This is a genomic window from Tabrizicola sp. T74 (assembly GCF_057219935.1).
Window position 1 is genome coordinate 65,097 of record NZ_JBXVVT010000007.1, and the last position, 23,195, is coordinate 88,291.

19 protein-coding genes are annotated in these 23,195 nt (G+C 66.9%); 8 read left to right on the forward strand and 11 right to left on the reverse strand.

The window, feature by feature from the left end; genetic code table 11:
- The first annotated feature begins 26 nt into the window (after window positions 1–26).
- Together AC2EAL_RS19385 and AC2EAL_RS19390 are read left to right on the forward strand one after the other, a co-directional pair.
- Window positions 27–608 (forward strand): hypothetical protein, encoded by a 582-nt coding sequence (locus AC2EAL_RS19385; protein ID WP_484725880.1) that lies wholly within the window; start codon window positions 27–29, stop codon window positions 606–608.
- Between the two features lie 549 nt (window positions 609–1,157).
- A complete protein-coding gene (locus tag AC2EAL_RS19390; RefSeq protein WP_484725881.1) occupies window positions 1,158–1,850 on the forward strand; it encodes a sugar transferase in 693 nt (230 codons plus the stop codon).
- Between the two features lie 411 nt (window positions 1,851–2,261).
- Here the strand turns inward: AC2EAL_RS19390 and AC2EAL_RS19395 are convergent, their stop codons facing one another.
- Window positions 2,262–2,471 (reverse strand): hypothetical protein, encoded by a 210-nt coding sequence (locus tag AC2EAL_RS19395; protein WP_484725882.1) that lies wholly within the window; start codon window positions 2,469–2,471, stop codon window positions 2,262–2,264.
- Between the two features lie 196 nt (window positions 2,472–2,667).
- Between AC2EAL_RS19395 and AC2EAL_RS19400 the strand changes: the two genes are divergently transcribed.
- The 3 genes from AC2EAL_RS19400 to AC2EAL_RS19410 all read left to right on the forward strand — a co-directional run bounded on the left by AC2EAL_RS19400 (window position 2,668) and on the right by AC2EAL_RS19410 (window position 5,656).
- Window positions 2,668–2,919, forward strand: a complete 252-nt coding sequence (locus tag AC2EAL_RS19400; RefSeq protein WP_484725883.1) for a hypothetical protein — start codon at window positions 2,668–2,670, stop codon at window positions 2,917–2,919.
- Window positions 2,916–4,736: an ABC transporter ATP-binding protein gene (locus tag AC2EAL_RS19405; protein ID WP_484725884.1), complete on the forward strand. Its 1,821-nt coding sequence runs from the start codon at window positions 2,916–2,918 to the stop codon at window positions 4,734–4,736. The genes AC2EAL_RS19400 and AC2EAL_RS19405 overlap by 4 nt, the downstream gene beginning before the upstream one ends.
- 80 nt (window positions 4,737–4,816) lie before the next feature.
- Window positions 4,817–5,656 carry a 2OG-Fe(II) oxygenase gene (locus AC2EAL_RS19410; protein ID WP_484725885.1) on the forward strand — a complete coding sequence of 280 codons (840 nt, stop codon included), beginning with the start codon at window positions 4,817–4,819 and terminating at the stop codon, window positions 5,654–5,656.
- Between the two features lie 4 nt (window positions 5,657–5,660).
- Here AC2EAL_RS19410 and AC2EAL_RS19415 read toward each other — a convergent pair whose 3' ends face one another.
- The 3 genes from AC2EAL_RS19415 to AC2EAL_RS19425 all read right to left on the reverse strand — a co-directional run bounded on the left by AC2EAL_RS19415 (window position 5,661) and on the right by AC2EAL_RS19425 (window position 9,520).
- Window positions 5,661–6,869, reverse strand: a complete 1,209-nt coding sequence (locus tag AC2EAL_RS19415; protein WP_484725886.1) for a glycosyltransferase family 4 protein — start codon at window positions 6,867–6,869, stop codon at window positions 5,661–5,663.
- Between the two features lie 197 nt (window positions 6,870–7,066).
- Window positions 7,067–7,984: an NAD-dependent epimerase/dehydratase family protein gene (locus AC2EAL_RS19420; protein ID WP_484725887.1), complete on the reverse strand. Its 918-nt coding sequence runs from the start codon at window positions 7,982–7,984 to the stop codon at window positions 7,067–7,069.
- Window positions 7,985–8,035: 51 nt separating this feature from the next.
- Window positions 8,036–9,520: a hypothetical protein gene (locus tag AC2EAL_RS19425; protein WP_484725888.1), complete on the reverse strand. Its 1,485-nt coding sequence runs from the start codon at window positions 9,518–9,520 to the stop codon at window positions 8,036–8,038.
- A 175-nt stretch (window positions 9,521–9,695) separates the two neighbouring features.
- Here AC2EAL_RS19425 and AC2EAL_RS19430 point away from each other — a divergent pair, with 175 nt between their 5' ends.
- Window positions 9,696–10,667, forward strand: coding sequence for a glycosyltransferase family 2 protein (locus AC2EAL_RS19430; protein ID WP_484725889.1), 972 nt, complete (start codon window positions 9,696–9,698; stop codon window positions 10,665–10,667).
- Between the two features lie 71 nt (window positions 10,668–10,738).
- Here AC2EAL_RS19430 and AC2EAL_RS19435 read toward each other — a convergent pair whose 3' ends face one another.
- Together AC2EAL_RS19435 and AC2EAL_RS19440 are read right to left on the reverse strand one after the other, a co-directional pair.
- Window positions 10,739–11,989: a glycosyltransferase family 4 protein gene (locus AC2EAL_RS19435; RefSeq protein WP_484725890.1), complete on the reverse strand. Its 1,251-nt coding sequence runs from the start codon at window positions 11,987–11,989 to the stop codon at window positions 10,739–10,741.
- Window positions 11,986–12,960 carry a glycosyltransferase family 2 protein gene (locus AC2EAL_RS19440; protein WP_484725891.1) on the reverse strand — a complete coding sequence of 325 codons (975 nt, stop codon included), beginning with the start codon at window positions 12,958–12,960 and terminating at the stop codon, window positions 11,986–11,988. The genes AC2EAL_RS19435 and AC2EAL_RS19440 overlap by 4 nt, the downstream gene beginning before the upstream one ends.
- Before the next feature lie 163 nt (window positions 12,961–13,123).
- Between AC2EAL_RS19440 and AC2EAL_RS19445 the strand changes: the two genes are divergently transcribed.
- Together AC2EAL_RS19445 and AC2EAL_RS19450 are read left to right on the forward strand one after the other, a co-directional pair.
- Complete coding sequence (locus tag AC2EAL_RS19445) at window positions 13,124–13,870, forward strand: WecB/TagA/CpsF family glycosyltransferase (protein WP_484725892.1); 747 nt, start codon at window positions 13,124–13,126, stop codon at window positions 13,868–13,870.
- Window positions 13,867–14,826, forward strand: coding sequence for a glycosyltransferase family 2 protein (locus tag AC2EAL_RS19450; protein WP_484725893.1), 960 nt, complete (start codon window positions 13,867–13,869; stop codon window positions 14,824–14,826). The genes AC2EAL_RS19445 and AC2EAL_RS19450 overlap by 4 nt, the downstream gene beginning before the upstream one ends.
- Window positions 14,827–14,839: 13 nt before the next feature.
- Here the strand turns inward: AC2EAL_RS19450 and AC2EAL_RS19455 are convergent, their stop codons facing one another.
- The 5 genes from AC2EAL_RS19455 to AC2EAL_RS19475 all read right to left on the reverse strand — a co-directional run bounded on the left by AC2EAL_RS19455 (window position 14,840) and on the right by AC2EAL_RS19475 (window position 23,195).
- Entirely contained in the window at window positions 14,840–16,174 is a 1,335-nt protein-coding gene (locus AC2EAL_RS19455) for a hypothetical protein (protein ID WP_484725894.1), read from the reverse strand.
- Between the two features lie 6 nt (window positions 16,175–16,180).
- A complete protein-coding gene (locus tag AC2EAL_RS19460) occupies window positions 16,181–16,783 on the reverse strand; it encodes a polysaccharide biosynthesis/export family protein (protein ID WP_484725895.1) in 603 nt (200 codons plus the stop codon).
- A 180-nt stretch (window positions 16,784–16,963) separates the two neighbouring features.
- The gene (locus tag AC2EAL_RS19465; RefSeq protein ID WP_484725995.1) at window positions 16,964–17,914 is read right to left on the reverse strand and encodes a hypothetical protein; all 951 of its coding nucleotides are present in this window, start codon (window positions 17,912–17,914) and stop codon (window positions 16,964–16,966) included.
- Between the two features lie 2 nt (window positions 17,915–17,916).
- On the reverse strand, window positions 17,917–18,573 hold the full coding sequence (locus tag AC2EAL_RS19470; RefSeq protein ID WP_484725896.1) for a 4'-phosphopantetheinyl transferase family protein: 657 nt from the start codon (window positions 18,571–18,573) through the stop codon (window positions 17,917–17,919).
- Window positions 18,570–23,195 carry a MupA/Atu3671 family FMN-dependent luciferase-like monooxygenase gene (locus AC2EAL_RS19475; RefSeq protein ID WP_484725897.1) on the reverse strand — a complete coding sequence of 1,542 codons (4,626 nt, stop codon included), beginning with the start codon at window positions 23,193–23,195 and terminating at the stop codon, window positions 18,570–18,572. Before AC2EAL_RS19475 ends, AC2EAL_RS19470 begins: the two co-directional genes overlap by 4 nt.

Sequence of the window (23,195 nt, forward strand, 5' to 3'; positions counted from 1 at the left end):
GCCATGGGCCGGACCGGACCAGGCTGATGCGGACGGCCCTGACCTGCGCCTTCACCCAGTGGCGCCCCGAACTGGGCGACGACCATCTGATGGGCTGGGTGACTGTCGGCGTCTATCTGGGCGCGGCGGTTGCGGCTGCGATGATGGCGCGGCGGCTGGCCTCGCCAGACCCCGAGACGCGGCGCGAGCGATGGTTCTGGCGGATCACCGCCGCGATCCTCTTCCTTCTGGCGATCAACAAGCAACTGGACCTGCAATCCCTGCTGACGATCTTCGCCCGTTGCCATGCCCAGCTGTCCGGCTGGTACGACGATCGCCGCATCGTGCAGGAGATCTTCATCTTCCTGGTGGCGGCAGGCGGTGTCCTGGCCCTTTGCCTGGCAGCGCTGATGTTGCGCGGCATCCTGGGACGGGTCTGGCCGGCGCTGGCGGGCTTGGGTTTTGTCTGCGTCTTCGTCGTGATCCGTGCGGCGAGCTTTCACCACGTCGATCTGTTCCTGAGCGGATCGACCCTTGGGGTCAAGCTGAACTGGCTTATGGAACTGCCGGGCCCGACTCTGGTCGCGCTTTACGCGCTGCGGCGACGGTCGCGGCTTTTGGCGCACTGATCTGCCTCGAAATCGAATCGCGAGAATCCGCCGACGACCGGCGAAAGCTCGCTCTTTGGGCAGATCGAACCGGATTTGTGGTTGACGAGTCACATTAACGGAAAATTCACCGTTTCGCTTTTCGGCACAATCGAGGTCCTGCCTGGGGTCAAGAAACCTGACTTGTGACGAAGTCTGCCACAAAGCTACAAGCCGAAATCAGACGGCATTTGGACGACATTGATTAAAAGGCGAAGAAAATCATAGCGGTGCCTCGGCACCCGGACGGAATTGTGGCGGCAGGCGCCGTCGGAGCGCAAAAAGCGGCTGTTTCGGGCCGTTCTCAGGACGCGAAAATGACACAACCTAAGCGTGTAACCCAATGAGAACAAACCACTTTATGGCATGTACCGTCCGGACGACCGCATTGCGGCAGGGCAGCGTGAATGGTAGAAGCTAAGGCGTGATAGCGGTGCGTAACGAGTGGAAGTGTTCGCGGACGGTCGGCGAGATAGCGTCGGCTGACAGAATTTTCGCTTAGCGATTACGACCCTTGCGGAGGCGTTGGAGATGGACGTTCGTTCAGGAATAGCAGGTCACGATTTCGAACGGCCGTCCGCGAATGTCGGCGACGGTTGGGTTCGCGTGCGTCGTGAGCCGCTGTACCGCAGAACGCTGAAGCGCTGCATGGATGTCGGTTTCGTCCTGATGGCACTGCCGATCGTGCTGCCGGTCATCCTGGTCTTATCGATCGTGCTGAAGGCCGGTGGCAACTCGCCGTTCTTCACGCAAGATCGCGTGGGCAAGGGCGGGCGTACGTTCCGGTTATGGAAACTTCGGACGATGGTGCCCAACGCCGAAGAGCGCCTGCAGGAATACCTTGCCAAGGATGAGGCCGCCCGCCGCGAGTGGGACGCCTACCAGAAGCTGACACACGATCCGCGGATCACCGAATTCGGTCAGTTCTTACGCAAGAGCTCTCTGGATGAGTTACCGCAGCTTTGGAACGTGCTGATCGGTGACATGAGCCTTGTCGGGCCGCGCCCGATGATGATTGACCAACAGGAACTTTATCCCGGTACGGCGTATTACGCCCTGCGTCCGGGTCTGACCGGGACCTGGCAGATTTCCGACCGCAACCAGTCGACCTTCGCGCAGCGCGCCGAGTTCGACGCCGAGTATGAGCGGAACCTTACCTTCTTCAAGGATTTGAAGATCCTGCTGTCGACGGTGGGTGTTGTCCTGCGGGCGACGGGGAAGTGACAATCGACTGATCCGGCGGGCGGTGCTGGCGTACCCAGCCAACCAGAGCCACGCCTGGCAAGAGAATGGCCGTGCCGGTCACCGGATAGGCAAGTGCGACGGCCCACAGCGCATAGTCATGAACGAACAGGATCACAGACACGCTGGCTGCGCAAATCATCGCAATCAGAAGCAGCCCCAATGCCATCCCCGTCTCCCTGGTCGGAGAATTCGATACTACGTAAATGACCCCCGTCAACGTTATAGCTTAGGCTACTCGTGGCGTAAGTCGAGACAGGAAAAGTGATTCATTCTTCTGGAACGCCAGGCGCAGACGGCTCATGGCGAAACTTGGCCGAAGAATCTTACCGAAAGGTTAAGGTTGCCGTCCGGATGGCCGGACAGTCAGATACATTCGAATGGCAGGAGCGATCAGCCGTGCGAGTAGCTGCGGGCGATCCGGTCACGCTGTGCGCCCGAGCCGGTGCGGATGTTCCACAGGGCGGCGCAGAGCAGAAGCGTCAGACTGCAGATCGCGGGGTAGGCCGCGAAGGTGATCCAGACCGGCAAGGACAGCGCGACGGTGGCGGCCATGACGACCATCCCGATGGCGGCGGACAGAAGGACGAACCCTGCGAGCATTTCTTGCAACTCCCACGCGAAGTGTATGGACAGAATGCTCGTCCCGCGTGGCAAGAATGTGGCCGAGCTTTGGTTAAAGTTCGTCGCAGCAACAGTTTATCCGGGTCTTTACGGAAGGTAATGCGGCGGGATCGGAATTCGTTTGCACGCATAGGTTGTGCAATTTCTGCCGGTGCAACCATGGCCTGTAGGTGGGATGCGTCGCCTGGTCTTTGCTGCGAAAGCACTGAAAATGAACAATAATTCGAAAAACCGGCCTGCCTTGGTCGACCTGGGCAAGGGACCATCGGCGGTGTCGCGTCGCGGATTGCGCTGCAAAGCAGAGAAATGGCGCGATTTCGGCGTCGCCAGGACTGATTCGGCCCGGGAACTGCTTGCGGAATGCCTTTCTTTTGTCACTCCGGCGCAGCAAGGTAGGTCGGTCGCAGGCCGTGAGGACCCAAGGTGATTGCTACCTATCGCAAGCTGTTTCTCTTGTTCAACGCGGTCGAGCGCCGTCGGTTCTGGGTGCTGACCGGGGTCATGCTGCTGGTCGCGGCGGCGGAAATCGCCGGGATCTCGGCGGTCCTGATGCTTTTGAACGTGCTGGCGGCGCCGGAAACGATCCAGACCAGCCGCACGCTGTCCTATCTGTCCGAGCTGACGGGCCTTAACACCAGTTTCAGCTTCCAGGTCGGGCTGGCGGTCGCGGTCCTGTGCGTGGTGATGCTGGGGCTGGCGGTCAAGGCGCTGGGGACCTATGCGACGATCCGCTTTTCGACGATGCGCGGCTATACGATTTCGTCGCGGCTCTTGGAGGCCTATCTGAGCCAGCCCTATCCCTGGTTCCTGCGGCGCAACAGTGCGGAACTGGAAAAGAACGTGCTGAGCGAGGTGGATGGCCTGGTCAGCCGGGTCATCCTGCCCTGTCTGCGCATCGTGTCGAACAGCCTGCTGGTGCTGGCGATTCTGGCCTTCCTGTTGCTGGTCGATCCGCTGGTCACGCTGTTCTGCGGCGGGGTGCTGGGGCTGGGCTATGGCCTGATCTACCTGCGGTTCCGTGGACGGCTGCACCGGCTGGGCCAGGACATGATGGACGCCTTCGAGAACCGCTTTCTCGTCGCGCAAGAGGCGACGGGGGGCATCAAGGACGTCAAGGTGATGGGCCTGGAAGCGACCTATGTGCGCAGCTATTCGATCGCCGCGGTGAAGGCCGCGAAGTCCGGGGCGACGATGGGTGTGATGTCGGAACTGCCGCGCTTTGTGCTGGAGGCGATCACCTTCGGCACCATGCTGGCGCTGATCCTGCTGCTGCTTTTGCAAAGCGGGGGCAATGTCACCGAGATCGTGCCGACGCTGGGCGTCATCGCCTTTTCGACGATGCGGCTGTTGCCGTCGTTGCAACAGATCTATCACTCGCTGGTGTCGGTGCGCGGGGCGACGGCGATCCTGGATGCCATCGTGGCGGATTTCGCCTCGACGCCCGCGCTGCCCCTGGCGGATGCGACCCGGACCGAGCCTCTGCGGCTGGAGCGGGAGCTGGAACTGGCCAACGTCCACTTTGCCTATGCCGAAGCCGAGCGGCCAACGCTGCGCGGGGTCGACCTGGTGATCCCGGCGCGGACGACGGTGGGCATCGTCGGCGGGACGGGGGCAGGCAAGACGACGCTGGTCGACCTTATCCTGGGCCTCTTGACCCCCGACCAGGGCGAAATCCGGGTGGACGGGCAAGTGATCACGCCCGAGAACGTCCGGGCCTGGCAGGGCACGCTGGGCTATGTGCCGCAGTCGATCTACCTGACGGATGAGACGATTGCCTCGAACATCGCCTTCGGGGTGCCGAAGGACGAGATCGACATGGCCGCGGTCGAGCGGGCGGCGAAGATCGCGGCGCTGCATGACTTTGTGCTGTCCGACCTGCCGCAGGGGTATGACACCTTCGTGGGCGAACGCGGCGTGCGGCTGTCAGGCGGGCAGCGGCAGCGGATCGGTATTGCGCGGGCGCTGTACCGCGACCCGACGTTGCTGATCATGGACGAGGCGACCTCGGCGCTCGACAACATCACCGAACGCGTGGTGATGGAGGCGGTGAACCGCATTCGGGCCGACAAGACGGTCATCCTGATCGCGCACCGGCTGACGACGGTGAAGACCTGCGATACGATCTTCCTGATGGACCGTGGGCGGCTGCTGGCCCAGGGCAGCTATGATGAGCTGCTGGCCGGAAATGATCAGTTCCGGCGAATGGTCGCAGGGGGGGCGGAAGATGCCCATGCTACAATATGAATAGATGAGTCCCGAACCCGGGCCGCCTGCTTGCCGGCCTGTACCACCAAGAGCCGTTAGAAGAAGACTGAGAGGTTATTATGTCCGTTAGCACTCTGCCGATCGATCCCGAGACGCTGCTGATCGACGCCGATGGCGCCCGCGAATATGGCAAGGCCGCTGCTGAGGCCTACCGGTCGAAGAAGCCTTATCCCTATGGCTGCTTCGACAATTTCATGCCGCCCGAAATCCTGGACCGCGTGCGCGAGGAGCTGCGCGAGCTGCCTGCGGCGGAAAGCTTTTTCAACCGCCCGCAGGAAAAGCTGAAGGCGGCCTACATGCCGGAACGCCTGGGGCCCTATACCCGCGCGCTGTTCCATTCGCTGAACTCCAAGGCCTTCCTCGCCTATCTGGAAGAGTTGACCGGCATCGACGGGCTGATCCCCGACCCCTATTTCGCGGGCGGTGGCATTCATGTGGTGTCGAACGGCGGGCATTTGGACATCCACGCCGACTTCAACCGCCAGGGCAAGCTGAACCTGGAACGGCGGCTGAACGTGCTGATCTACCTGAACAAGGACTGGAAGGAAGAATACGGCGGGTCGTTCGAGGTCTGGAACGACGACATGACCGCGAAGGTCGCCGGGTTCGTGCCGCTGTTCAACCGGATGTGCTGCTTCAACACCGGGTCGAACACCTGGCACGGCAACCCCGAGCCTGTGAACCATCCCGACAAGGAACCGCGGATGTCGATCGCGCTGTACTATTACACCGCGACCTGGGATTCGACGAAGGTGTCGCACACCACGCTGTTCAAGCCGCGGCCCGGCACCAAGGACAAGGTCGACCGGCTGGAAGCGCGGCACCAGATCATGCAGAACCTGCTGCCGCCTGTGATCTATCGCCGGCTGGGCCACCGGCTGCGCAAGCTGGGGATCTGACCGCTTAGCGGCGGCAGAGCGGGGCGAGGAAGTCAGCCATCCGCCGGGCGATGACGTCCGGCGCATAGCTGGCGGCCACGTGGCTGCGCGCGGCCGTTCCCAGACGTCGGGCGAGCGGCAGGTCGCGCATCAGCCGCAGGCAGGCATTGGCGATGGCTTCGGCATCCTCGGACGGGGCCATGAGGACGGTCTCGTCATGCGTCCCGATCTCTTTCTGGCCGCCGACGCTGGTCGACACGACCGCCGAGCCGACAGCCATGGCTTCGATCAGCGTGCCGCCGAAGTTTTCATAGCGCGAGGTGACCAGGGTGACCCCATGGCTTGCACGAAGCGCGGCCACCTCTTCACGCGATTGCTTGCCGAGGACTTTGACCCGCGACCGGACCGGGTCGGGCAGGCGGGCGAGGCGGTCGGAGAGCATCTCCATCCCGCCGTCGGGCTGTGGAATGCCGCCGTCGGGCCCGACAAAGGTGAACTGCGCGGACGGCTGCGCTGCGGCGATGCGGGCGAAGGCGTCGATTGCAATGTCGCCCCCCTTGATGTGGTCGTAGCGGCCGACAAAGAGAACGTGGTTCAAGAGGTCATCGGTCAGGTCGATGCAATGCGCCGGTACCGGGAAGGGGTTCGGGATGACGGCCGCCGGGACGTCTGGCAGGCCCCAAAGCTCAGCGGTGCGGTGCAGCACTTCAGCCGAGGGTGAAGTGATGCCATCCACCCGCTGCAGGCCTTTGGCCTCGCGCGCCTCGCGCCGGGCGCCGGCGGCATCATCCGGGACGCTGCCTGCCAACCGGTGAAGCCACCAGGGACCATGCAGGGTGGCCACGATGGGGATGGCGACCTGCCGCCGGATTTCGCCGACCCAGCCCTGGGTTTCCTCCATCACGACGATCTCGACGCCATGCAGGGCGACGGCGCGGCGGATCGCCTCGACATGCTGATCCACCATGGAGCCGATGAAGCCGCCGTCGGGGGTCAGCTTGCGGCGCAGCCGGTCGAACAGCCCCGGCCTGACATCGGGCATCGGGATCACGCGCGGGTGGTCGTGCGGCGCATCCACCTTGTGGGCGATGATGGTCGCCTCGTGGCCTTCGCGGTGCATCCCGGAGGCCAGGTGGCTGATCGCCGTCGCGATGCCGTTGGGTGTCGCCACACCGGGCCAGGCGGGCGTGACGAAGGCGACGCGCAGAGGGCGGTGGTCACTGCTTTTGGTCATTTGAGGCCCCGGTGCCACCGAGGGCGCGCGTTGCGCCGGGATTGTCGCTGTCCGGGCACCAGTCCGGTGAAATTCGCCTTCAAGTTCAAAAGCCTGCCTAAGGTAATCAGCATCTTGCCCAGCATTTTTTGCCCGAGGACACTGACCGGAACCGGCAGGTGGAGTCAAGCGACCTTGGGGTGGCCAAGCGCGGCCCCTTACGACTGCCGCAAGAGGGCGGCGAGCCCCTCTTCCAGCGTCACCTCTGCTGTCACGCCAAGGGCGGCGCGGGCACGGTTCGGGTCACCGAGCGATTCCCGGATGTCGCCGACGCGGGGATCGCCGTGCTGCACCTGCGGCACCCGACCGTGGAGCTGCGCCAGCGTGTCGATCAGCGCCAGAAGCGTCGTCGTCCGGCCGGTGCAGATGTTGAACACCTCGCCAGCCGCCTGGGGCGCCCGGGCCATCGCCGCCAGGAGGAACCGCACCACATCGGCGACAAAGACGAAATCCCGCGTCTGCAGCCCGTCTCCGAAGACCGTCACCGGCAAGCCCTGCGCCAGGCGGCTGTTGAAGATCGAGATCACCCCGGAATAGGCCGAAGACGGGTCCTGCCGGGGGCCGTAGATGTTGAACGGTCGGAGGCCCACGGTCGGCAGGCCATGCACCGCCATCGCAATGCTCCCGTGCAGTTCGGATCCCAGCTTGTCCACCCCATAGGCCGTCTGCGGACGTGGTACCCGGCTTTCGTCCACCGCCCCTGGACCCGCATCGCCATAGACGGCGGCAGAGGAGGTATAGACCACCGGCACGCGCCCCGCCCGGGCTGCGGCCTCGAACACCGTCACGGTGCCGGTCTGATTGGTCTGATGGCCTTCGCGCCAGTGTTCGTTGCAATAGGCGACCGAGGCGATCCCGGCCAGGTGGAACACCCCCGCACAGCCCTGAATGGCCGCGGCCACGGCCATGGGGTCGGCCACGTCGCCCTCGATCACCCGCACCTCGGGCGCGAGATTGGACCGCTTGCCGGTGGAGAGGTTGTCCAGCGCGACCACCTCGTCACCCCGCGCCAGTAGCGCGTCGGCCAGATGCGAGCCTACGAAACCGCAGCCCCCGGTGATCAGATACTTCGGCATCCTATTCCACCCTCAAATCCCGATCATGCGCAGGCGCTGCCGCCAGGGAATTCATCGCAGCGCGCCCCGTTGCTCGGATCGTTTCTGCCGTCTTGGCGGGGCGATGCGGTCTTCCGGCATGAGCCAGCTTGCCCGTTCGTCGACCGCCTCGGGAAGGGCCTTGCCCTCGGTTTCGGCGATGTCGTTTGCCGAGCGGAGGACCGCCAGGCCGGCGACTGACCCAGCGGCAAGCCAGACATAATTGACAAGCCCCGAGTTCGGCAGCAGGTCGATCAGCATGGCGGCCAGGATGACGGTCAGGCCGGGGGTGATCATCGAGGGGCCGAGCGTCTTGCGACGCAAGGCGTAGAGGAGGATGGGAACGGTCAAGAGGCCGAAGCGACCGATATAGCCGAGCCAGCCGTAGACGCCGATGAAGTTCAGCCAGATGCCGTCGGTGATGCTTGTCATCTCGCCGGTTTCGGGGTCAAAGATCGAGTTGCGGCCCCAGCTGCCCCAGCCGGCAATCGGCTTGAGGTTCGCCTTGTCCAGAAGCGCGTCCTCGTTGTCGAGCCGGAACCTGAGCGAGGCAGCGCGTTCAGCATCGACCATCAGAGCCAGCTCATAGGCGGTATCCACCGGAATCCATCCGGCGCCGCGCAGCATCGGATAAAGCATGACGATCACGGCGATGGCGGTGGCGAAGGCCACTTGGAACCGGCGGCCAAGGAAGAGTACGATCAGCACCGAGTAAAGCGCGATGACCAGCGCACCCAGGCTTTTCGACAGGTCCAGGACCAGGATCAGCCAGAGCATGGCGGCCAGCCAGCCGATAGCGGGCCGACCTTCACGGCGCGCTTCGCGGAACAGGACGGCGCAGGCGATGATCGACATGCAGAAGAAGATGCCAACCATCAGCCCATGGTTCAGGAAGACGGTGGGGCGGAAGCCACCGTCGCGGACATGCTGGACGAAGTCCGAGGGGAAGAAGCCATAGACCCAGGCGTGCAGTTGTGGCGAGAGGCGGACCTCGATCAGGGCCGGGATCGAATAGATCAGGCCGCCGATGGCGATGGCCTCGACCAGGGCACGGTGGCCCTTCTGGCTGTTCAGGTAGCGCAGGCCCAGCCAGAGCGGGATGAGGGCCACGAGGATCACCGAGATCAGCCCCCAGGCATCGTAGAGCCGGAGGCCCGGCAGGAAGGTGCGTCCGTCGATGATCGGCTCGGTGTTGTACATCACGGTCAGGACCGGGGTCACCACCACGAGGATGAAGAGGACGGCCAGGATGTGCCGCCCGGTCCGCGAGGCAGGGTCGCGCGGAATCCGGGTCTTGGGCGCCATGAGGAGGCACAGAACAAGGGCGCTGACCGAAGGCACCAGGGCCTTGTCGATGGCCGGGATCATCGGGAACTTGATCAGGGTCGCAGAAGGAAGCAGCAGATGTCCGCCGATGATGGTCCAGACAACGGCACGTTCCAGCGACAACAGGCGGAACAGGATCACCGCCAGGATGGGCGAGCCGAACAGGACAAGAAAGGCGAATATGTTCGGCATCAAAACCCGTCCGGACCTGCAGGTGGTTCCTTTTATCCGCTCCTGCCGCCAAGGAAAATGCCAAGTCGGTGTGCAAGCGAGGCTGACGGGCAGATTCCTGGGGACGGCTCTCTTGGAAGCCCCCGGGTTTTGTGCATTCTGGCGGCATGACCGCTGCCAACCGCAAGATTTCCGCGTGACCGACCAACCGCACCGTTCCGGCGCCCTTGGGGCCGTGATCATCGGGCGCAACGAGGGGGCGCGGTTGGTGGCCTGTCTTGCCTCGTTTCCGGGTCACGTGCGCCCGCTGGTCTATGTCGATTCGGGGTCGACGGACGGCAGTGTGGCGGCCGCGCGGGCGGCGGGGGCCGAGGTCGTGGCGCTGGACATGTCGGTGCCCTTTACTGCCGCTCGGGCGCGGAACGCAGGCTTTCAGCGGCTTCTGGAGATGGGCGCGCCGGAGTTCGTGCAGTTCGTCGATGGCGATTGCGTTTTGCAGCCGGGCTGGCTGCCTGCGGCCGAGGCCTTCTTGCGGGCGCACCCCGAGGTGGGCGTGGTCTGCGGGCGCAGGCGCGAGATTCGGCCCGAGGTGTCGGTCTGGAACCGGCTGTGCGATGCGGAATGGGACACTCCGGTGGGCCTTGCCAAGGCCTGCGGCGGGGATGCGCTGATGCGGGTGGCGGCGGTCGAGGAGGTCGGCGGCTATGACCCGACGCTGATCGCAGGCGAGGAGCCGGAGCTGTGCGTGCGGCTGCGGGCGGCGGGCTGGCAGGTCTGGCGGCTGGGCGAGGAGATGACACTGCATGACGCGGCGATGACGCGGATCGGGCAGTGGTGGAAACGGACGCGGCGCGGGGGTCATGCCTTTGCCGAGGGCGCGGCGCTGCATGGGGCGCCGCCGGAACGGCATTGGGTGGCCGAGACGCGGCGGGCGGTGCTGTGGGGCGTGGCGCTGCCGGTGGTGGCGCTGCTGGGCACGCTGGTTTCGCCTTGGGCGCTGCTGCTTCTGCTGGCTTATCCCCTGCAGATGCTGCGCCTGGGGCGTCGCTATGGCTGGGAACGCGGGGTGTTCATGGTGCTGGCCAAGGTCCCCGAGTCGCTGGGGGTGCTGCAGTATTGGGGCAACCGGCTGCGGCGGCGGAAGGCGGGGTTGATCGAGTACAAGTAGCGGCTACTCCTCGCGCGCCTTCGGCTTCTCGTCGTGAGGGCAGCGACGAGTGACGAAGTCATCGAGGAGCGTCAGGGGCGCAGTTGGCCGTTCGGGCCGCCCTGGAGGAAGAGGTTCGCAAGCCAGGCGCCTTCGCGGGCGATATCGTGTTCGCGTTCCACGGCCTTGCGTCCGGCCTCGCCCATGCGGGCGGAAAGCTCGGGGTCGGACATCAGGCGCGCCATGCGATCGGCCAGCGTCACCACGTCGCCGGGGGGCACGGTGAAGCCGGTCACGCCGTCCTCGACCAGTTCCTGCACACCCGCGACGCGGGAGGCGACGACGGGGATGCGGGAAGCAAGCGCCTCCATGTAGACCACCGGCAGGCCTTCGGCGAAGGAGGGTAGGACCAGCATGTCGGAATTTGCGAGGAGGCCTGCCACCTGCGGCTGGGTCATGAAGCCCGCGAAATGGACCGCCTTTTCAATGCCGAGCGCCTTGGCGCGGGCCTCGGCCGGGGCGCGGGCGGGGCCGTCCCCGGCAAGCGTCAGGGTCGCGTCGGGATGGGTTTTCAGGACCGTGGCCATCGCCTCGATCAGGAGGAGCGCGCCCTTCACCGGGTCAAGGCGGCCGACGAAGGCGACGCGTTTGCCGAAAGCGGGGGCCTCGCGGCGGTAGAGCGCGGGGTCGAGGCCGCAGTGAACGATGGCGATCTTCGACCAGTGCTTCGGGTCGGAGAACAGCATCAGCTGCGACCGGCAGAAGTGCGTAATGGCGACGACGAACTGCGCGCGGGCGATCTTTTCCGGCAGCGACCAGCGGTCGACCTCGAAGAAGATCGCGGGGCCGTGTTCGGTGAAGCTGAAGGGGATACCGGCCAGTTTCGCGGCCAGGACGGCGACGGAGCAGCTGGAATTGCCGAAATGGTTGTGGAGGTGCCGGGCGTTCTGCGCGCGGAGGTGGTCGGCAAGAACCCCGGCTTCGAGGAAGTAGAAGAGCTGCCAGAGGAAGGCCTTGAGGCCGGGCGAGCGCATTTTCAGCGCCAGCGCGAGGGTGGAGAACCACGTCCCCGGGCTGCGGATCAGGGCGCGGGCGTGGGCTTTCAGGAGGCGGACCGGGTTCTTCGCGGCGGCGATGACGTAGAAGGTTTCGGCCCGCGCCTGTTGTTCCTCGACCCCCTTGAACTCGGACGCCGGGGGCTGGCGGATCGAGCAGGTGATGACGGGGACCCCTGCGGCGCGGACGGCCTGGACTTCGCGCAGGATGAAGGTGTGCGAGACCTTGGGGTAGTCGCCGGTGAGGTAGGCGACGGGGCGGGTGTCTTGGGCCATTTGGGGGGTCATGGGGCGTCCTGGCGGGCAAGCTTGCGGCGCCACCAGAGGAGCTTGCCAGCCCCCCCGACAGCGGCAAGCCGGTGTTTCATCGACCGCGCGGGCGACAGGGGGCGGGTGAGGAGGGCCATGAGGCCATGACCGGCGAACTGCGCTGCGCCCACGGCCATCCAGAGCGCGACGCGGGCGGCACCGCGAAGGCCGCCGTGGCCGCTTTCGACGAGGCAGCGCAGTTGGCCGTCACTGAACCGGCGGGCGTCAAGGAAGGCGAGGCTCGCGCGGCTGGCCGGGACGGTTTCGCGGACGAGGGCCGTGGGGCACCAGAGCATCGGGACTTGGTGATCTTCGGCCAGGTGTCGGAAGAGCCAGACGTCCTCTCCTCCCTTGTCGAAGGCTGGGTCGAAGGGCGGGGTGACGAGGGCGAGGGTCGAGCGGGCGAACATCGAGTTGCCCGAGCCGAGATAGGCGCGGAGGTGCTGGACCTGCGATCCGGCGGGGGCGGGGAGGTCGCGGGTGAAGATGCGGGCGAGGGGGGGGCGGAGGGCTTCCGGGGGCGCTGTCTCAAAGACAGGCTCCACGGCCCCGAAGGCGGCCCTGGCGCCCTGGCGCGCGGCGGCGGCGAAGGCGGCAAGCCAGCCGGGGGCGGGGGTCTCGTCGTCGTCGAGGAAGATCACATGGGTTCCCGTCGCCTCGGCCACGCCGCGGTTCCGGGCACGGGCGACGCCGGTTTGCGGCTCATGCACATAGCGCACGAATGCGGGGGCGCTGGCGGCGGCGGCGCGGGCGGACGCCTCGGGTGAGTTGTCGACCAGGATCAGGTCCACGGGTTCGGGAATCGTTGCCCGTTCTGCCGCGACGACCGCGAAGAGCGGGGGCAGATAGCCTTCGCGCCGGAAGGTCGGGACGATGATCGTCAGCGACACCGGCAACAAAGCCGCCGCCTGCGCGGGATCGTTCCCCGGATCGAATGACTCTTGCGCCAATGCCACGAAAAACCCTGTCAAACACCGTCCATGGTAGACTATCTGCTTGACGGCGCATGGACAATCGCCTGTCAGTCAGGACCGTAAGCCAGAGGCTTGTGGCGACAGGATGGCAAAGGAGCAGGCGGTGCGTGACGGTGGGTCGGTTTCCGGGAGGGCGCGGATGGATCCGATGACTCTGGTCAATTTCCCGACCGAGGCGGCGCTGCTGGCGGATATGGAGGCCTGCCTGACCCGGGGCCAGGGCTTTGCGGTGGCGACGCTGAACCTGGACCATGTGGTGAAGCTGCGGCGCAACCCGGCGTTCCTGGCGGCCTACAAGGCGCATAGCCATGTGGTGGCGGACGGCAACCCCATCGTCTGGATGGCGCGGCTGGCGGGGCGGGGCGACGTGGCGCTGGTGCCGGGGTCGGAACTGATTGCCCCCGTCGCGGCGATGGCCGCTAGGCTGGGCGTGCCGCTGGCGTTCCTCGGCTCGACCGAGCCGGTGCTGGAGGCGGCAGCAAAGCAGTTGCAGGCGGATCACCCGGGGCTGCAGGTCGCGGCCTGCCTTGCGCCGCCCTACGGGTTTGACCCGGCAAGTGCTGCTGCGGATGCGCTGCTGGATCAGGTTGCGGCCTCTGGCGCGCGGATTTGCCTTCTGGCGCTGGGCGCGCCGAAGCAGGAAGTGCTGGCGGCGCGGGGGCTGGCGCGGCATCCGCAGCTTGGGTTCCTGTCCATCGGGGCGGGGCTCGACTTCATCGCCGGGCACCAGACGCGGGCGCCGGTTTGGGTGCGGAAGATCGCGATGGAGTGGTTGTGGCGGATGCTGTCGAACCCGCGCCGGCTGGCGAAGCGCTATTTGGACTGTGCGCTGGTCCTGCCGTCGATGACAGTGACGGCGCTGAAGACGCGGGGGGCGGGGAAATGAGCGGGCCGACGGTACTGACCGTCCTGCTGAACTGGCGGACGGCGGACATGACCCTGCGCGCGGCGGAGAGTGCCGAGCGGGCGATGGAGGGGATCGACGGCGGGATCGTGGTCGTCGACAACGATTCCGGCGATGGGTCGTTCGAGAAGATGAGCGCGGCCTTGCAGGACCGCCCGCGTTTCCGCGTCGTGCAGTCGGGCCGCAACGGCGGCTTCGGCGCGGGCAACAACGTGGGTATCCGGCTGGGCCTGCCGGGGGGTGTCAGGCCAGACTATGTCTATATCCTGAACTCGGACGCCTTTCCGGCCCCGGATGCGATCCGGCTGCTCTTGGACTACCTTGAGGCGCATCCGAAGGTCGGCATCGCGGGCAGCTACATCTACGGGTCGGATGGCGAGCCGCATGTGACCTGTTTCCGCTTTCCTTCCGTCGCGTCAGAGCTGGAGGGCGCGGCGCGGACCGGGCCGATTTCGCGCCTCTTGCGGCACAAGTCGGTGGCCATCGGGGTGCCCGAGGCGACGGGGCCGGTCGACTGGCTGGCGGGCGCGAGCATGATGCTGCGGGAAGAGGTCGTCCGCACGGTCGGGGTCTTCGACGAGACCTTCTTCCTGTATTTCGAGGAGACGGACCTGTGTCGGCGCGCGGCCGAGGAGGGCTGGCCCACCCATTTCGTCAAGGAAAGCCGGGTGGAGCATATCGGGTCGGTGTCCACGGGCATGAAGACCTGGAAGCGGGTTCCGAGCTACTGGTTCGACAGCCGCTGGCACTATTTCCGCAAGGCGGGCGGGACGTCACGCGCGGTGTTGGCGACGCTGGCGCATCTGACGGGGGCGCTGATCCTGCGGGCGCGACGGCTGTTGCAGCCGAAGATCCCGGGCGGGCCGCCGCATTTCCTGCGCGACCTGACGGGACATGCGCTGCGCAGCCTGTTCCGGAAGCAGCCCGCCGGACGCTGAGCAGCGCGGGCCGTCAGCGCAGCGCGAAGTCGCGGCTGATCGAGACGAAGACGCTGGGCGAAGTGGCGCGGCCCGCACCTTCGTCGCGGATCGTGTAGCCCACACCGCCAGCGAGGCTCCAGTCTTCGGTCAGCATGTGGTTCAGGCCGGCATCGACCGACAGCTGCTGGATGCTTTCCGTCGGCGAATCCCGGTCTTCGTAGGTGGCGTCGACCAGGAGCGAGGTGGTGTCGCTGACGTCCTTCACCCAGATCAGGCTGAACGTCGATTCGGTGACCGGCACGTCATCGTCGACGTCGTAGGTCACGCTGCGTTCGACGATGAGGCCAAGGCTGCCATCGGGCAGGGCGCGGGTCCATTCCAGTGCGCCGATCACGTCGGTTCCGGTTTCATCGTTCTGGGTCACGCCGAGGCGCGCCGAGATGGTATCGCGGTCATATTCCAGTTCGCGCCCGATCTCGAAGGTGTCGCGGCGGCCTTCGTCGGCGTCGGTGGTGACGCGCAGAAGCGCATAGGCAGTGCCCGCAGGCATGTCGTAGGACAGGCGGATGCTGCCTTCGGGCCCGCGTTCTTCGGTGATGACATCGGCGTCTTCGGTTTCGGTCTCGGTCACGCCGAGTTCCACCGACAGGTCGGCCCGCTGGGACAGCGCGGTGTCGAGGCCCGCGAAGTAGGTGGTGGCGTCGATGGTCTCGGTGCCCGCGTCCTCTTCCTCGCGGTGGCGATAGCGCAGGCCAAGCCGACCGGTGGTGATTTCCGAGAAGCGTAGGATCGCCGTTATGTCGCCGCGCCATTCCTGGCTGTCGACGAGGTCGGGGTCGAGCGTGTCGCGGAAATCGGTCTGGTCATAGGCGACGCCGAAGTTGAGGCCGACGCTGGAGGTGCGGCCGATTTCCATCCGCGCCGACAGCGCCACGTCGCTGCGGGTGCCGACCGCGCCGACATCGCCGATATCGTCGCCGAAGGCGTCCACGTCATCGGTGCGCAAAAGGGCCGAGAGGTCCAGCACCGCCGAGGGCACTTCGCGCACATAGGCAAAGGTCAGCGCGCCGCGACCGAATTCGACGTCACTGCCGCTGTCGCTGGACTGGGCGATGAGCCCGCCCGTGACTTCGAACTCGATCCGGTCCAGCGCGGTTTCGCTGCGGAGCCCGAAGGACAGAAGCGTGACGTTGGCAATCTCGGTGCCCGACGCCGGGACCGAGAGGCTGTCGTTGTAGCTGAGCTCCAGCCGGTTCTCGACGCCGAAGTACACAAGCAGGTCGGAGTCCTGCGCGCTGCCCGCGGTGGGCAGCAGGGCTGCGCCAAGCGCGCAGACTCCTCCCAAGAACTGGCCAGACTGGCGCATGACGGATTACTCGAACAGGCGGCGTTGCGGGATGAAGATCACATCGCCTTCCTTCAGGCGGGTCACGCCGTCGCCCGAGGTGCCACGCTCGATGGCGTCGAGGTCAAGCTTGTAGACCTGTTCGGTCCCCGACTTGTCGATCCGGCGCAGCTGGATGCGCTTTTTCGCAGCGAAGGGCGAGGGGCCGCCGGCCTGGGCAATCGCCTGCAGGAAAGTCGCGCCGGGCGTGACTTCGACCTTGCCGGGGGTGTTGGCAGCACCGAGGACGTAGATCGAAATGGTGCGTTCCGGTTCGGGTTCCGGGCGTTCGGCCAGGGCAGCGAGGGTCACGAAGACGGTGGGCGGGCTGGCAAAGTTCGGGGCCAGGCGCGACACGAGGTCGGCCTGGACCTGATCCAGGCTGCGGCCGGCAACGCGGATGGTGCCTGCCACTGGCAGGGTGATCTGGCCATCGGGCAGCACGATCGCGCTGCGGTTCAGCGTCGCGTCCTCAAGCACCTCGATCTGCAGCACGTCACCGGCGCGAACCCGGTAGTCCTGGGCCGAAACGGCCATGCTGAGGACCGGCAGAACGAGAAGCGCGAGGAAAAAGCGGCGTAGAATGGTCATCGAAAACTCTCCATGACGCCCCGAGAGGCACGGACTAGGCAGGACAGGCTGCGCTGCTTGGCGACAGACTATTTTGCCATGACTGGAACGGAAAGAGGAAATCGGTCCGAATTGTGTCCGCAAGCGCTTCGGGCGCGGCCTGAAGCTGCCTTTCCTGTCAGCGGTGTCCGAAGTGCAACATCAAGTGGCGAAGCCGGACAATCCCAGGTTGTTTACGACAGAATCGGTTGTTTCTTGCATCAGGCGGGCGACCTCGGCATCGGGGGCGACCGCGGGGGTGCCATCGGCACGGGTCAGGGCATGCGGCAGGCCCAGGGTCGGCTGGTGATAGAGGGCCGCGTAGTGGACCAGCGCCACCAGATAATTGCCGATGTCGTTGAGGTGGATCACGTCCAGCGTCCCATCCTCGGCGCGGGCGAAAAGGTCGGTCCGGTCGCGGACATTGCCGACGCCGCCCTTGGCCTCCAGCGCGCGGACGAAGGCGGCCATGACCTGACCGGCGGGAATGACGAAGATCTGCGTGCCCTCGGGCAGCTGCTTCAGCGCGGGCCCCAGGACGCGCGACAGCCAATAGCGGTCGTGGTCAAGGTCCAGCCGTTCCAGCCAGCCTTCGGGGTCGTCCAGCTGGTGCCAAGTCTCGTAGAGATAGAGCCGCACGTCGGGACGGGCCTTCACGGCCTCGGCCGCCCAGCGGGCCAGGTAGTCCGGGCTGTCGTAATAACGGATCGAGGCGCGGATCTCGACCATTTCGGTCAGGACAACGGCGTCGTAGTCGCCGCTTTGCACGGCTTCCAGCGCGGGGCGGAAGCGGGGATGAGCGTTTTCCGACTCGAACCCGTTGATCGGCGCGTCGCCCCAATGGGCCTGCAGCGTGGTGCCCCAGCCAAGCTGGCTGTCATAGCTGTGCCCGGGCGGGGCAAGCTGGGCCAGCATCGCGGGCATGTCGCGGTTCACCAGGCTGTGGCCGAGGTGGAAGACGGACATCGGCTTGTCCGGCCGGGCAACCGATCCGGCGGCAACGCGGGTCTTGACCGAAGCCGCAGAGGGCGCGCGGGTCAGGGTCCAGTAAAGGCCCCCCGCACCCACTGCCGACAGAAGGCTGCCGAGGATCGCTGTCCGCCGTGTCATCATCGTCACCGTGCCACTCCTGCCAGTACAAGCCCATCTACCAGGGCCAGCCGACCCCGAACTGTTTCGCCAATGCGGAACGCCCCGGCCTGGGCGAGGATCTGGGCATCGAACCCGTCTTCAGCAAGGGTTACGCGCACCGCATCAAAGCCGAACATCGCGCGGGCGCCCTGGACCTGGGCCTTGAACAGCGCCTCTTTCGCGGCGAAGGCCCGGCGGACCTGAAGGCCGGGGTTGTCGGTCGGGAAGGCGGCGCGTTCCTCGGGCGAGGTCAGGCTGGGCCAGAGGTCCTCGGGCAGGGGGCTGTCGTCTTCGATGTCGATGCCGAGGGGCGCACCGTGCCGGACGACGGCCACGGCAATCCCGGCGGCATGGCTGATCGAGCCGGCGATGCCGTCAGGCCAGACCGGTGCACGGTCGGGGCCCATCGGCAGGGCCACGGGTCGGTGGCCAAGTGCGGCAAGTGCGGTGCGGGCGGCCTGGCGCCCGGCGGCGAATTCGGCGCGGCGGGACGGGACGGCCCCTGCGACGGCGGCGCGTTCCTCGGGCCAGAGGTCCTGCGGATCGGCGGCGGAGAGGCTGCAGAGCGCCACCGCCACGTCCGGCGGGAAGAGCGCGGAGATGGCGGCCTCGATCCGTTGGACCCTGGCGGGCAGGGTCATCCCAGCGCCTTCTCCCGTGCCTCGCGCATCGCCCGGCGGCGGGCCATGGCGTCCATCCGGGTGTCGGCGGTCGCGTCGCCCGTGGCAGCTGATGCCGCTGTGGGCATCGGGGGTGCGACTGGGGCGGCGGTGATGGGCTGGACCGGGGTTGGGACCACGGTGATCGACTTGCCCAGATGCGCGGCGAGCGCCGAGACGACGGGGAAGCGGAAGATGTCGGTGATCGCCAGGCGGTCGGAATTCAGCGCCACCTTCATTTCGCGGTGGGCCTGGACGGCCAGCAGCGAATGGCCACCCAAGGTGAAGAAGTTGTCGGACCGGCCGACCTGCGGCACGCCAAGGACACGCGCCCAGACGGCGGCGATGGCGTCTTCGAGGTTGCCTTCGTGGGCAACGGCGGGCCGGGTTTCGGGGGCTGCCGCGGGGGCTGCCGCCGGCGCGGGCGCGGCTGCCGGGGCGGCGGGCTGAACCGCAAAGGGCGCAGGAAGCGCCTTGCGGTCGACTTTGCCGTTCGGGGTCAGCGGGAAGGCGTCGAGCTTGACGATATGGGCGGGGACCATGACCTCGGGCAAGTGCTCGGCCAGGGTCGCCTTCAGCGCGGTCTGGTCGACCGGACCGGCGGCGGTGACGTAAGCCACCAGCCGCACGTCGCCCGGCTGATCTTCCCGCGCGATGACCACGGCCTGGCGGATGCCGGGAGCGGCTTCGAGGGTGGTCTCGATCTCGCCAAGCTCGATCCGGTGGCCGCGGATCTTGACCTGGAAGTCGGCGCGGCCGAGGTAGTCAAGTTTGCCATCCGCGCGTTTGCGGACCAGGTCGCCGGTGCGATACATCCGGCCGGTCCCTGCGAAGGGGTCGGGGCGGAAGCGGTCGGCGGTGAGGTCGGGACGCTGGAAGTAGCCGTGGGTGACGCCTTCGCCGCCGATCCAGAGCTCACCCTCTTGCCCGTCGGCCACGGGGGCCTGGGTGTCGTCCAGCACATAAAGCGACGTGTTGGCAATGGGTTGGCCGATGTTGACCACGCCATCTTCGCCAGTCGTAGCTTCGACCGAGGACCAGATCGTCGTCTCGGTCGGGCCGTACATGTTCAGGACCGGGCTGCCGGTCAGCCCCGCCAGATCGCCCGCGAGACGGCCCATGAGGGCCTCACCGCCGACGAGCATCCGCTTCAGACGCTTGAGCGCCGCGCGGGCGCCGTCGTCTTCGGCGAGCATGCGGGCCATCGAGGGCGTGCATTGCAGGTGAGTCACGTTGTGGCGGTGAATGAGGCCGGCCATGGTCTGGTCGTCCTCGGCGCCGGAATTGGTGATGCGGAGGACTTCGGCCACCGGTTTCAGGCCCTCCAGCACCACTTGCGTCGGGATGCCGTAGTCGATCAGGCAGGCGACCTCGTCGATGTCGATGGCTTTGAGTTCCTCGACCCGCTTCACGGCATCTTCGACCGTGCCGAAGAGGCCGGAGTCGTCGAAATAACGCAGGAAGGCGAAGTCGAGGATCGCTTCCAATTCGTCGGGGGCCAACGACCCAAGGTCGATGTCCATCGGGTTCGCGACGCCCTGCGGCTTCTTGAAGGCCGGAAAGGCCCAGGCGTATTGCTTGATGAGGCCCGCCGCCGAGCGGAGGTAGCTTTTCATCGGCTCACGCGCGACGTTGCGCGCGGTTTCCCGGTCTTCGGCCAGGAAAGTGTGCAGCATCAGCGTGACCTTGAACTTCGCCGGGTCGTGGCCCGCGTCCTTCAGGGCCTGGCGGTAGAGCTTGACCTTGCCCGCGACCTCATCGATCGACTGGCCGAGGAGGTGGGTCAGCACATGCGCGCCCATCTTCCCGGCCTCGCGCCAGGTTTCGGGGTTGCCGGCGGTGGTGACCCAGGCCTCGATTTCCTTGGACACCGGGCGGGGCTGCGTTTTCACCGCGAAGGGGGTGCCGTCTTTGCGCGGGAATTCAACGGCTTCCCCGCGCCAGAGCTTGCGGACGGCTTCAAGGGAATCAAACAGCGCCTGCCGGTTGGCGGGGGGTGTGTTTTCGGGCCGCAGGACGAAATCGTCGGGCTGCCAGCCCGAGGCGAAGGCCATCCCGGCGCGGCCGTTGGTCAGGTTGTCGATGACCGCCCATTCCTCGGCGATGCGGGCCGGGTGGTGGAGCGGCGCGACGATGGACCCGGCGCGGACGCCGATGTTCTTGGTGACTGCAGCCGCCGCCGCCCCGGTGACTGCCGGGTTCGGGTAGGGGCCGCCGAAGGCGTGGAAGTGACGTTCCGGCGTCCAGACGGCGACGAAGCCGTGCTGGTCGGCGAACTTGGCGCCTTCCAGGAGAAGCTCGTATTTTGAGGGGCCTGGCAGGTCGTCGTTGCCCCAGTAGTAGACGGAAAAGTCCATCTTGCGGGGGTTGATGCGGCTGTCGCCCGAGGGGCGGACGCGGGCGGCTTCGTTGGCGAGGACAACGGTGAAGCCGCGGGTGAGGGTCCAGAACAGCTCCAGCACCGAGATGTCGAAGGAGAGCGAGGTGACGGCCAGCCAGGTGCCGGGGTCGGTGCCAAGCGTGTCGTCCATGCCCGCGAAGAAGTTCATCACGTTGCGATGGCCGACGACGACGCCCTTGGGCCGGCCGGTGGAGCCGGAGGTGTAGATGACATAGGCCGGGTCGTCGGCGGTGGGACCGTCCTGCGGGGCGGTCGTGGCGGCGGAGGCGAGGCGCGGATCGGTGTCGAGGGCGAGGAGCGTCGGACCGGCAGGAAGGGCCTCGGCGACGGCGCTTTCGGTCACGATGACGGGGCAGCCCGAATCCTCGGCATAAAGCGCAAGGCGGTCGGCGGGGTAGGCCGGGTCCATCGGGACGTAAGCCGCCCCGGCCAGCTGGATGCCAATGGCTCCAGCGACCATGTCGGTCGACCGGCTGCAGGCGAGGCCGACGAGGGTGCCGCGTTTGACCCCCACAGCACGGAGCGTGTTGGCGATGCGGCCCGCACGGTCGGCGAGTTCAGCGTAGGTCAGACGGCTTTCCCCGGCGATGACAGCGGTGGCGTCCGGGGTGCGGGCGGCCTGGGCCAGGATCGCGCCGGGGACGGTAGCCGTCCGGTCATAGTCGCGGGCCGTCGCGGCGAGGGCCCCGGCATAGACCTGGGTTTCGGCGTCGGACAGAAGGCTGAGGCCAGACAGGTCCGCCTGCGGGTCGGCGGTCATGGCGGTGAGGAGCCGGGTGATCCGGTCGGCCAGCTGCGCGGCTTCAGCAGTGGGCAGGCGCGTGGCGTCGTGCCAGAGGCTGGGCGCGGTGCCGGTGGTGATCGTGACGACGCTGCCGGTCAGCGGCGCGGTGCCATCCGACAGGGCCAGGCCCGAGGGCAGTAGGGCAGTCAGGCCGGGTTCGCGCAAGGCCAGGTCGGCGGCGATGCCACCCGCGGCGCGGCCCAGGTCGAGGGCTTGGGCGGTGCGGGTTTCGGCAGCGGCGACGGGGCCATTGGCATGAAGGCGCACCGGGACCCAGGGCAAAAGGTAGCCCGGCGCAGGGTCCTGGGCGAGCGCCAGCGCGATATCGCCGCCGGTGCGACCCAGGGCGCGGAGGGCGGCGAGGGCGAGGCGGGGGGCGGGCGCGGCGGGCAGGGCGATCTGATGCCAGTCCGGGGTGCCAGTGGCGCTGCCGGTCATGGCAGGATCGGGGCGAAGAAGGAGGCCGCGCAGGCGGATTTCGGCCTCAGCCGCAGGGGCGAGGGCAGCGTCCAGGCGGGCGGCCTCAGCCGCGTCGGGCGAGGCGAGCATGGACCCGGCGCGGGCGGTGTCGATGTGCAGACCCTTCAGGCAGGTCAGGTGCGACAGGCGCACGGCGCCGGTGGCGCAGGCGACGGTGACACTGTCGGCATCGCGCGCAAGGACCGTGCCGGGGGCGCCAGAGCCGGGGACAACCTCGGCCAGGCCCACGGCCCAGACCTGACCCGCAGCCTCGACCTTCGGGACCGAGAGGGGGTTGTGGTAGCCACCATGGTCCAGCGCGCGGACCTGGCGGGCGACGGCCTCGGCTGCCTTGGTGAAGTCAAGCCGTGCGGCCGCCGTGGGCCGGTCGGCGCGCATCCAGACCTTGCGCGGGCCGGGGGCCTGCGGCTGGCGGGGGTGGCCCCCGGCCTCGATCGCGGTGATCACATCGGCAAAGCTGTCAAGCGCGGCGGTGAAGCAGCGGGCATTCAGGGTGAAGGCGGTGTCGTCGGCCTCGATGTCGAAGCTGCGGCTGGCCAGCACCTCGCCCTCGTCGATCCCGGCGGTCATCAGGTGCCAGGTGACGGCGTGGGTCGGCTCACCGTTCAGCAGCGCCCAGACCGGGGCGTTCAGACCGGCATAGCCGGGCAGGGGGCCGTCGTGGAAGTTGACGCCACCCTGTTTCGCCAACGCAAGGACGGGTGCCGGGACCACCGACAAGTTCGCAACCGACAAAAGCCAGTCGACCGCCAGGCCCGCTGTCCGTTCCACAAGCCCCGCGCCGGGGGCGATGACCCGCAGGCCGGCCTCGGAGGCCCAGGCAGCGACCCGGGGTTCCCGCGTGACGACGGCGGCCAGTTGGTGCCCGCGCTCCAGCCAGCGCTTCCCGCATTCAACCGTCAGGCTTTCGTTGCCGATCAGAAGGGCGGTCAGGGTCAT

Bases quoted from the DNA above. Each gene is read 5' to 3' on its own strand.
- AC2EAL_RS19385 (WP_484725880.1), top strand. From the start codon at position 27: ATGCGGACGGCCCTGACCTGCGCCTTCACCCAGTGGCGCCCCGAACTG.
- AC2EAL_RS19390 (WP_484725881.1), top strand. From the start codon at position 1,158: ATGGACGTTCGTTCAGGAATAGCAGGTCACGATTTCGAACGGCCGTCC.
- AC2EAL_RS19395 (WP_484725882.1), bottom strand. From the start codon at position 2,471: ATGCTCGCAGGGTTCGTCCTTCTGTCCGCCGCCATCGGGATGGTCGTC.
- AC2EAL_RS19400 (WP_484725883.1), top strand. From the start codon at position 2,668: ATGCGTCGCCTGGTCTTTGCTGCGAAAGCACTGAAAATGAACAATAAT.
- AC2EAL_RS19410 (WP_484725885.1), top strand. From the start codon at position 4,817: ATGTCCGTTAGCACTCTGCCGATCGATCCCGAGACGCTGCTGATCGAC.
- AC2EAL_RS19415 (WP_484725886.1), bottom strand. From the start codon at position 6,869: ATGACCAAAAGCAGTGACCACCGCCCTCTGCGCGTCGCCTTCGTCACG.
- AC2EAL_RS19420 (WP_484725887.1), bottom strand. From the start codon at position 7,984: ATGCCGAAGTATCTGATCACCGGGGGCTGCGGTTTCGTAGGCTCGCAT.
- AC2EAL_RS19425 (WP_484725888.1), bottom strand. From the start codon at position 9,520: ATGCCGAACATATTCGCCTTTCTTGTCCTGTTCGGCTCGCCCATCCTG.
- AC2EAL_RS19435 (WP_484725890.1), bottom strand. From the start codon at position 11,989: ATGACCCCCCAAATGGCCCAAGACACCCGCCCCGTCGCCTACCTCACC.
- AC2EAL_RS19445 (WP_484725892.1), top strand. From the start codon at position 13,124: ATGGATCCGATGACTCTGGTCAATTTCCCGACCGAGGCGGCGCTGCTG.
- AC2EAL_RS19450 (WP_484725893.1), top strand. From the start codon at position 13,867: ATGAGCGGGCCGACGGTACTGACCGTCCTGCTGAACTGGCGGACGGCG.
- AC2EAL_RS19455 (WP_484725894.1), bottom strand. From the start codon at position 16,174: ATGCGCCAGTCTGGCCAGTTCTTGGGAGGAGTCTGCGCGCTTGGCGCA.
- AC2EAL_RS19460 (WP_484725895.1), bottom strand. From the start codon at position 16,783: ATGACCATTCTACGCCGCTTTTTCCTCGCGCTTCTCGTTCTGCCGGTC.
- AC2EAL_RS19465 (WP_484725995.1), bottom strand. From the start codon at position 17,914: ATGATGACACGGCGGACAGCGATCCTCGGCAGCCTTCTGTCGGCAGTG.
- AC2EAL_RS19470 (WP_484725896.1), bottom strand. From the start codon at position 18,573: ATGACCCTGCCCGCCAGGGTCCAACGGATCGAGGCCGCCATCTCCGCG.
- AC2EAL_RS19475 (WP_484725897.1), bottom strand. From the start codon at position 23,195: ATGACCCTGACCGCCCTTCTGATCGGCAACGAAAGCCTGACGGTTGAA.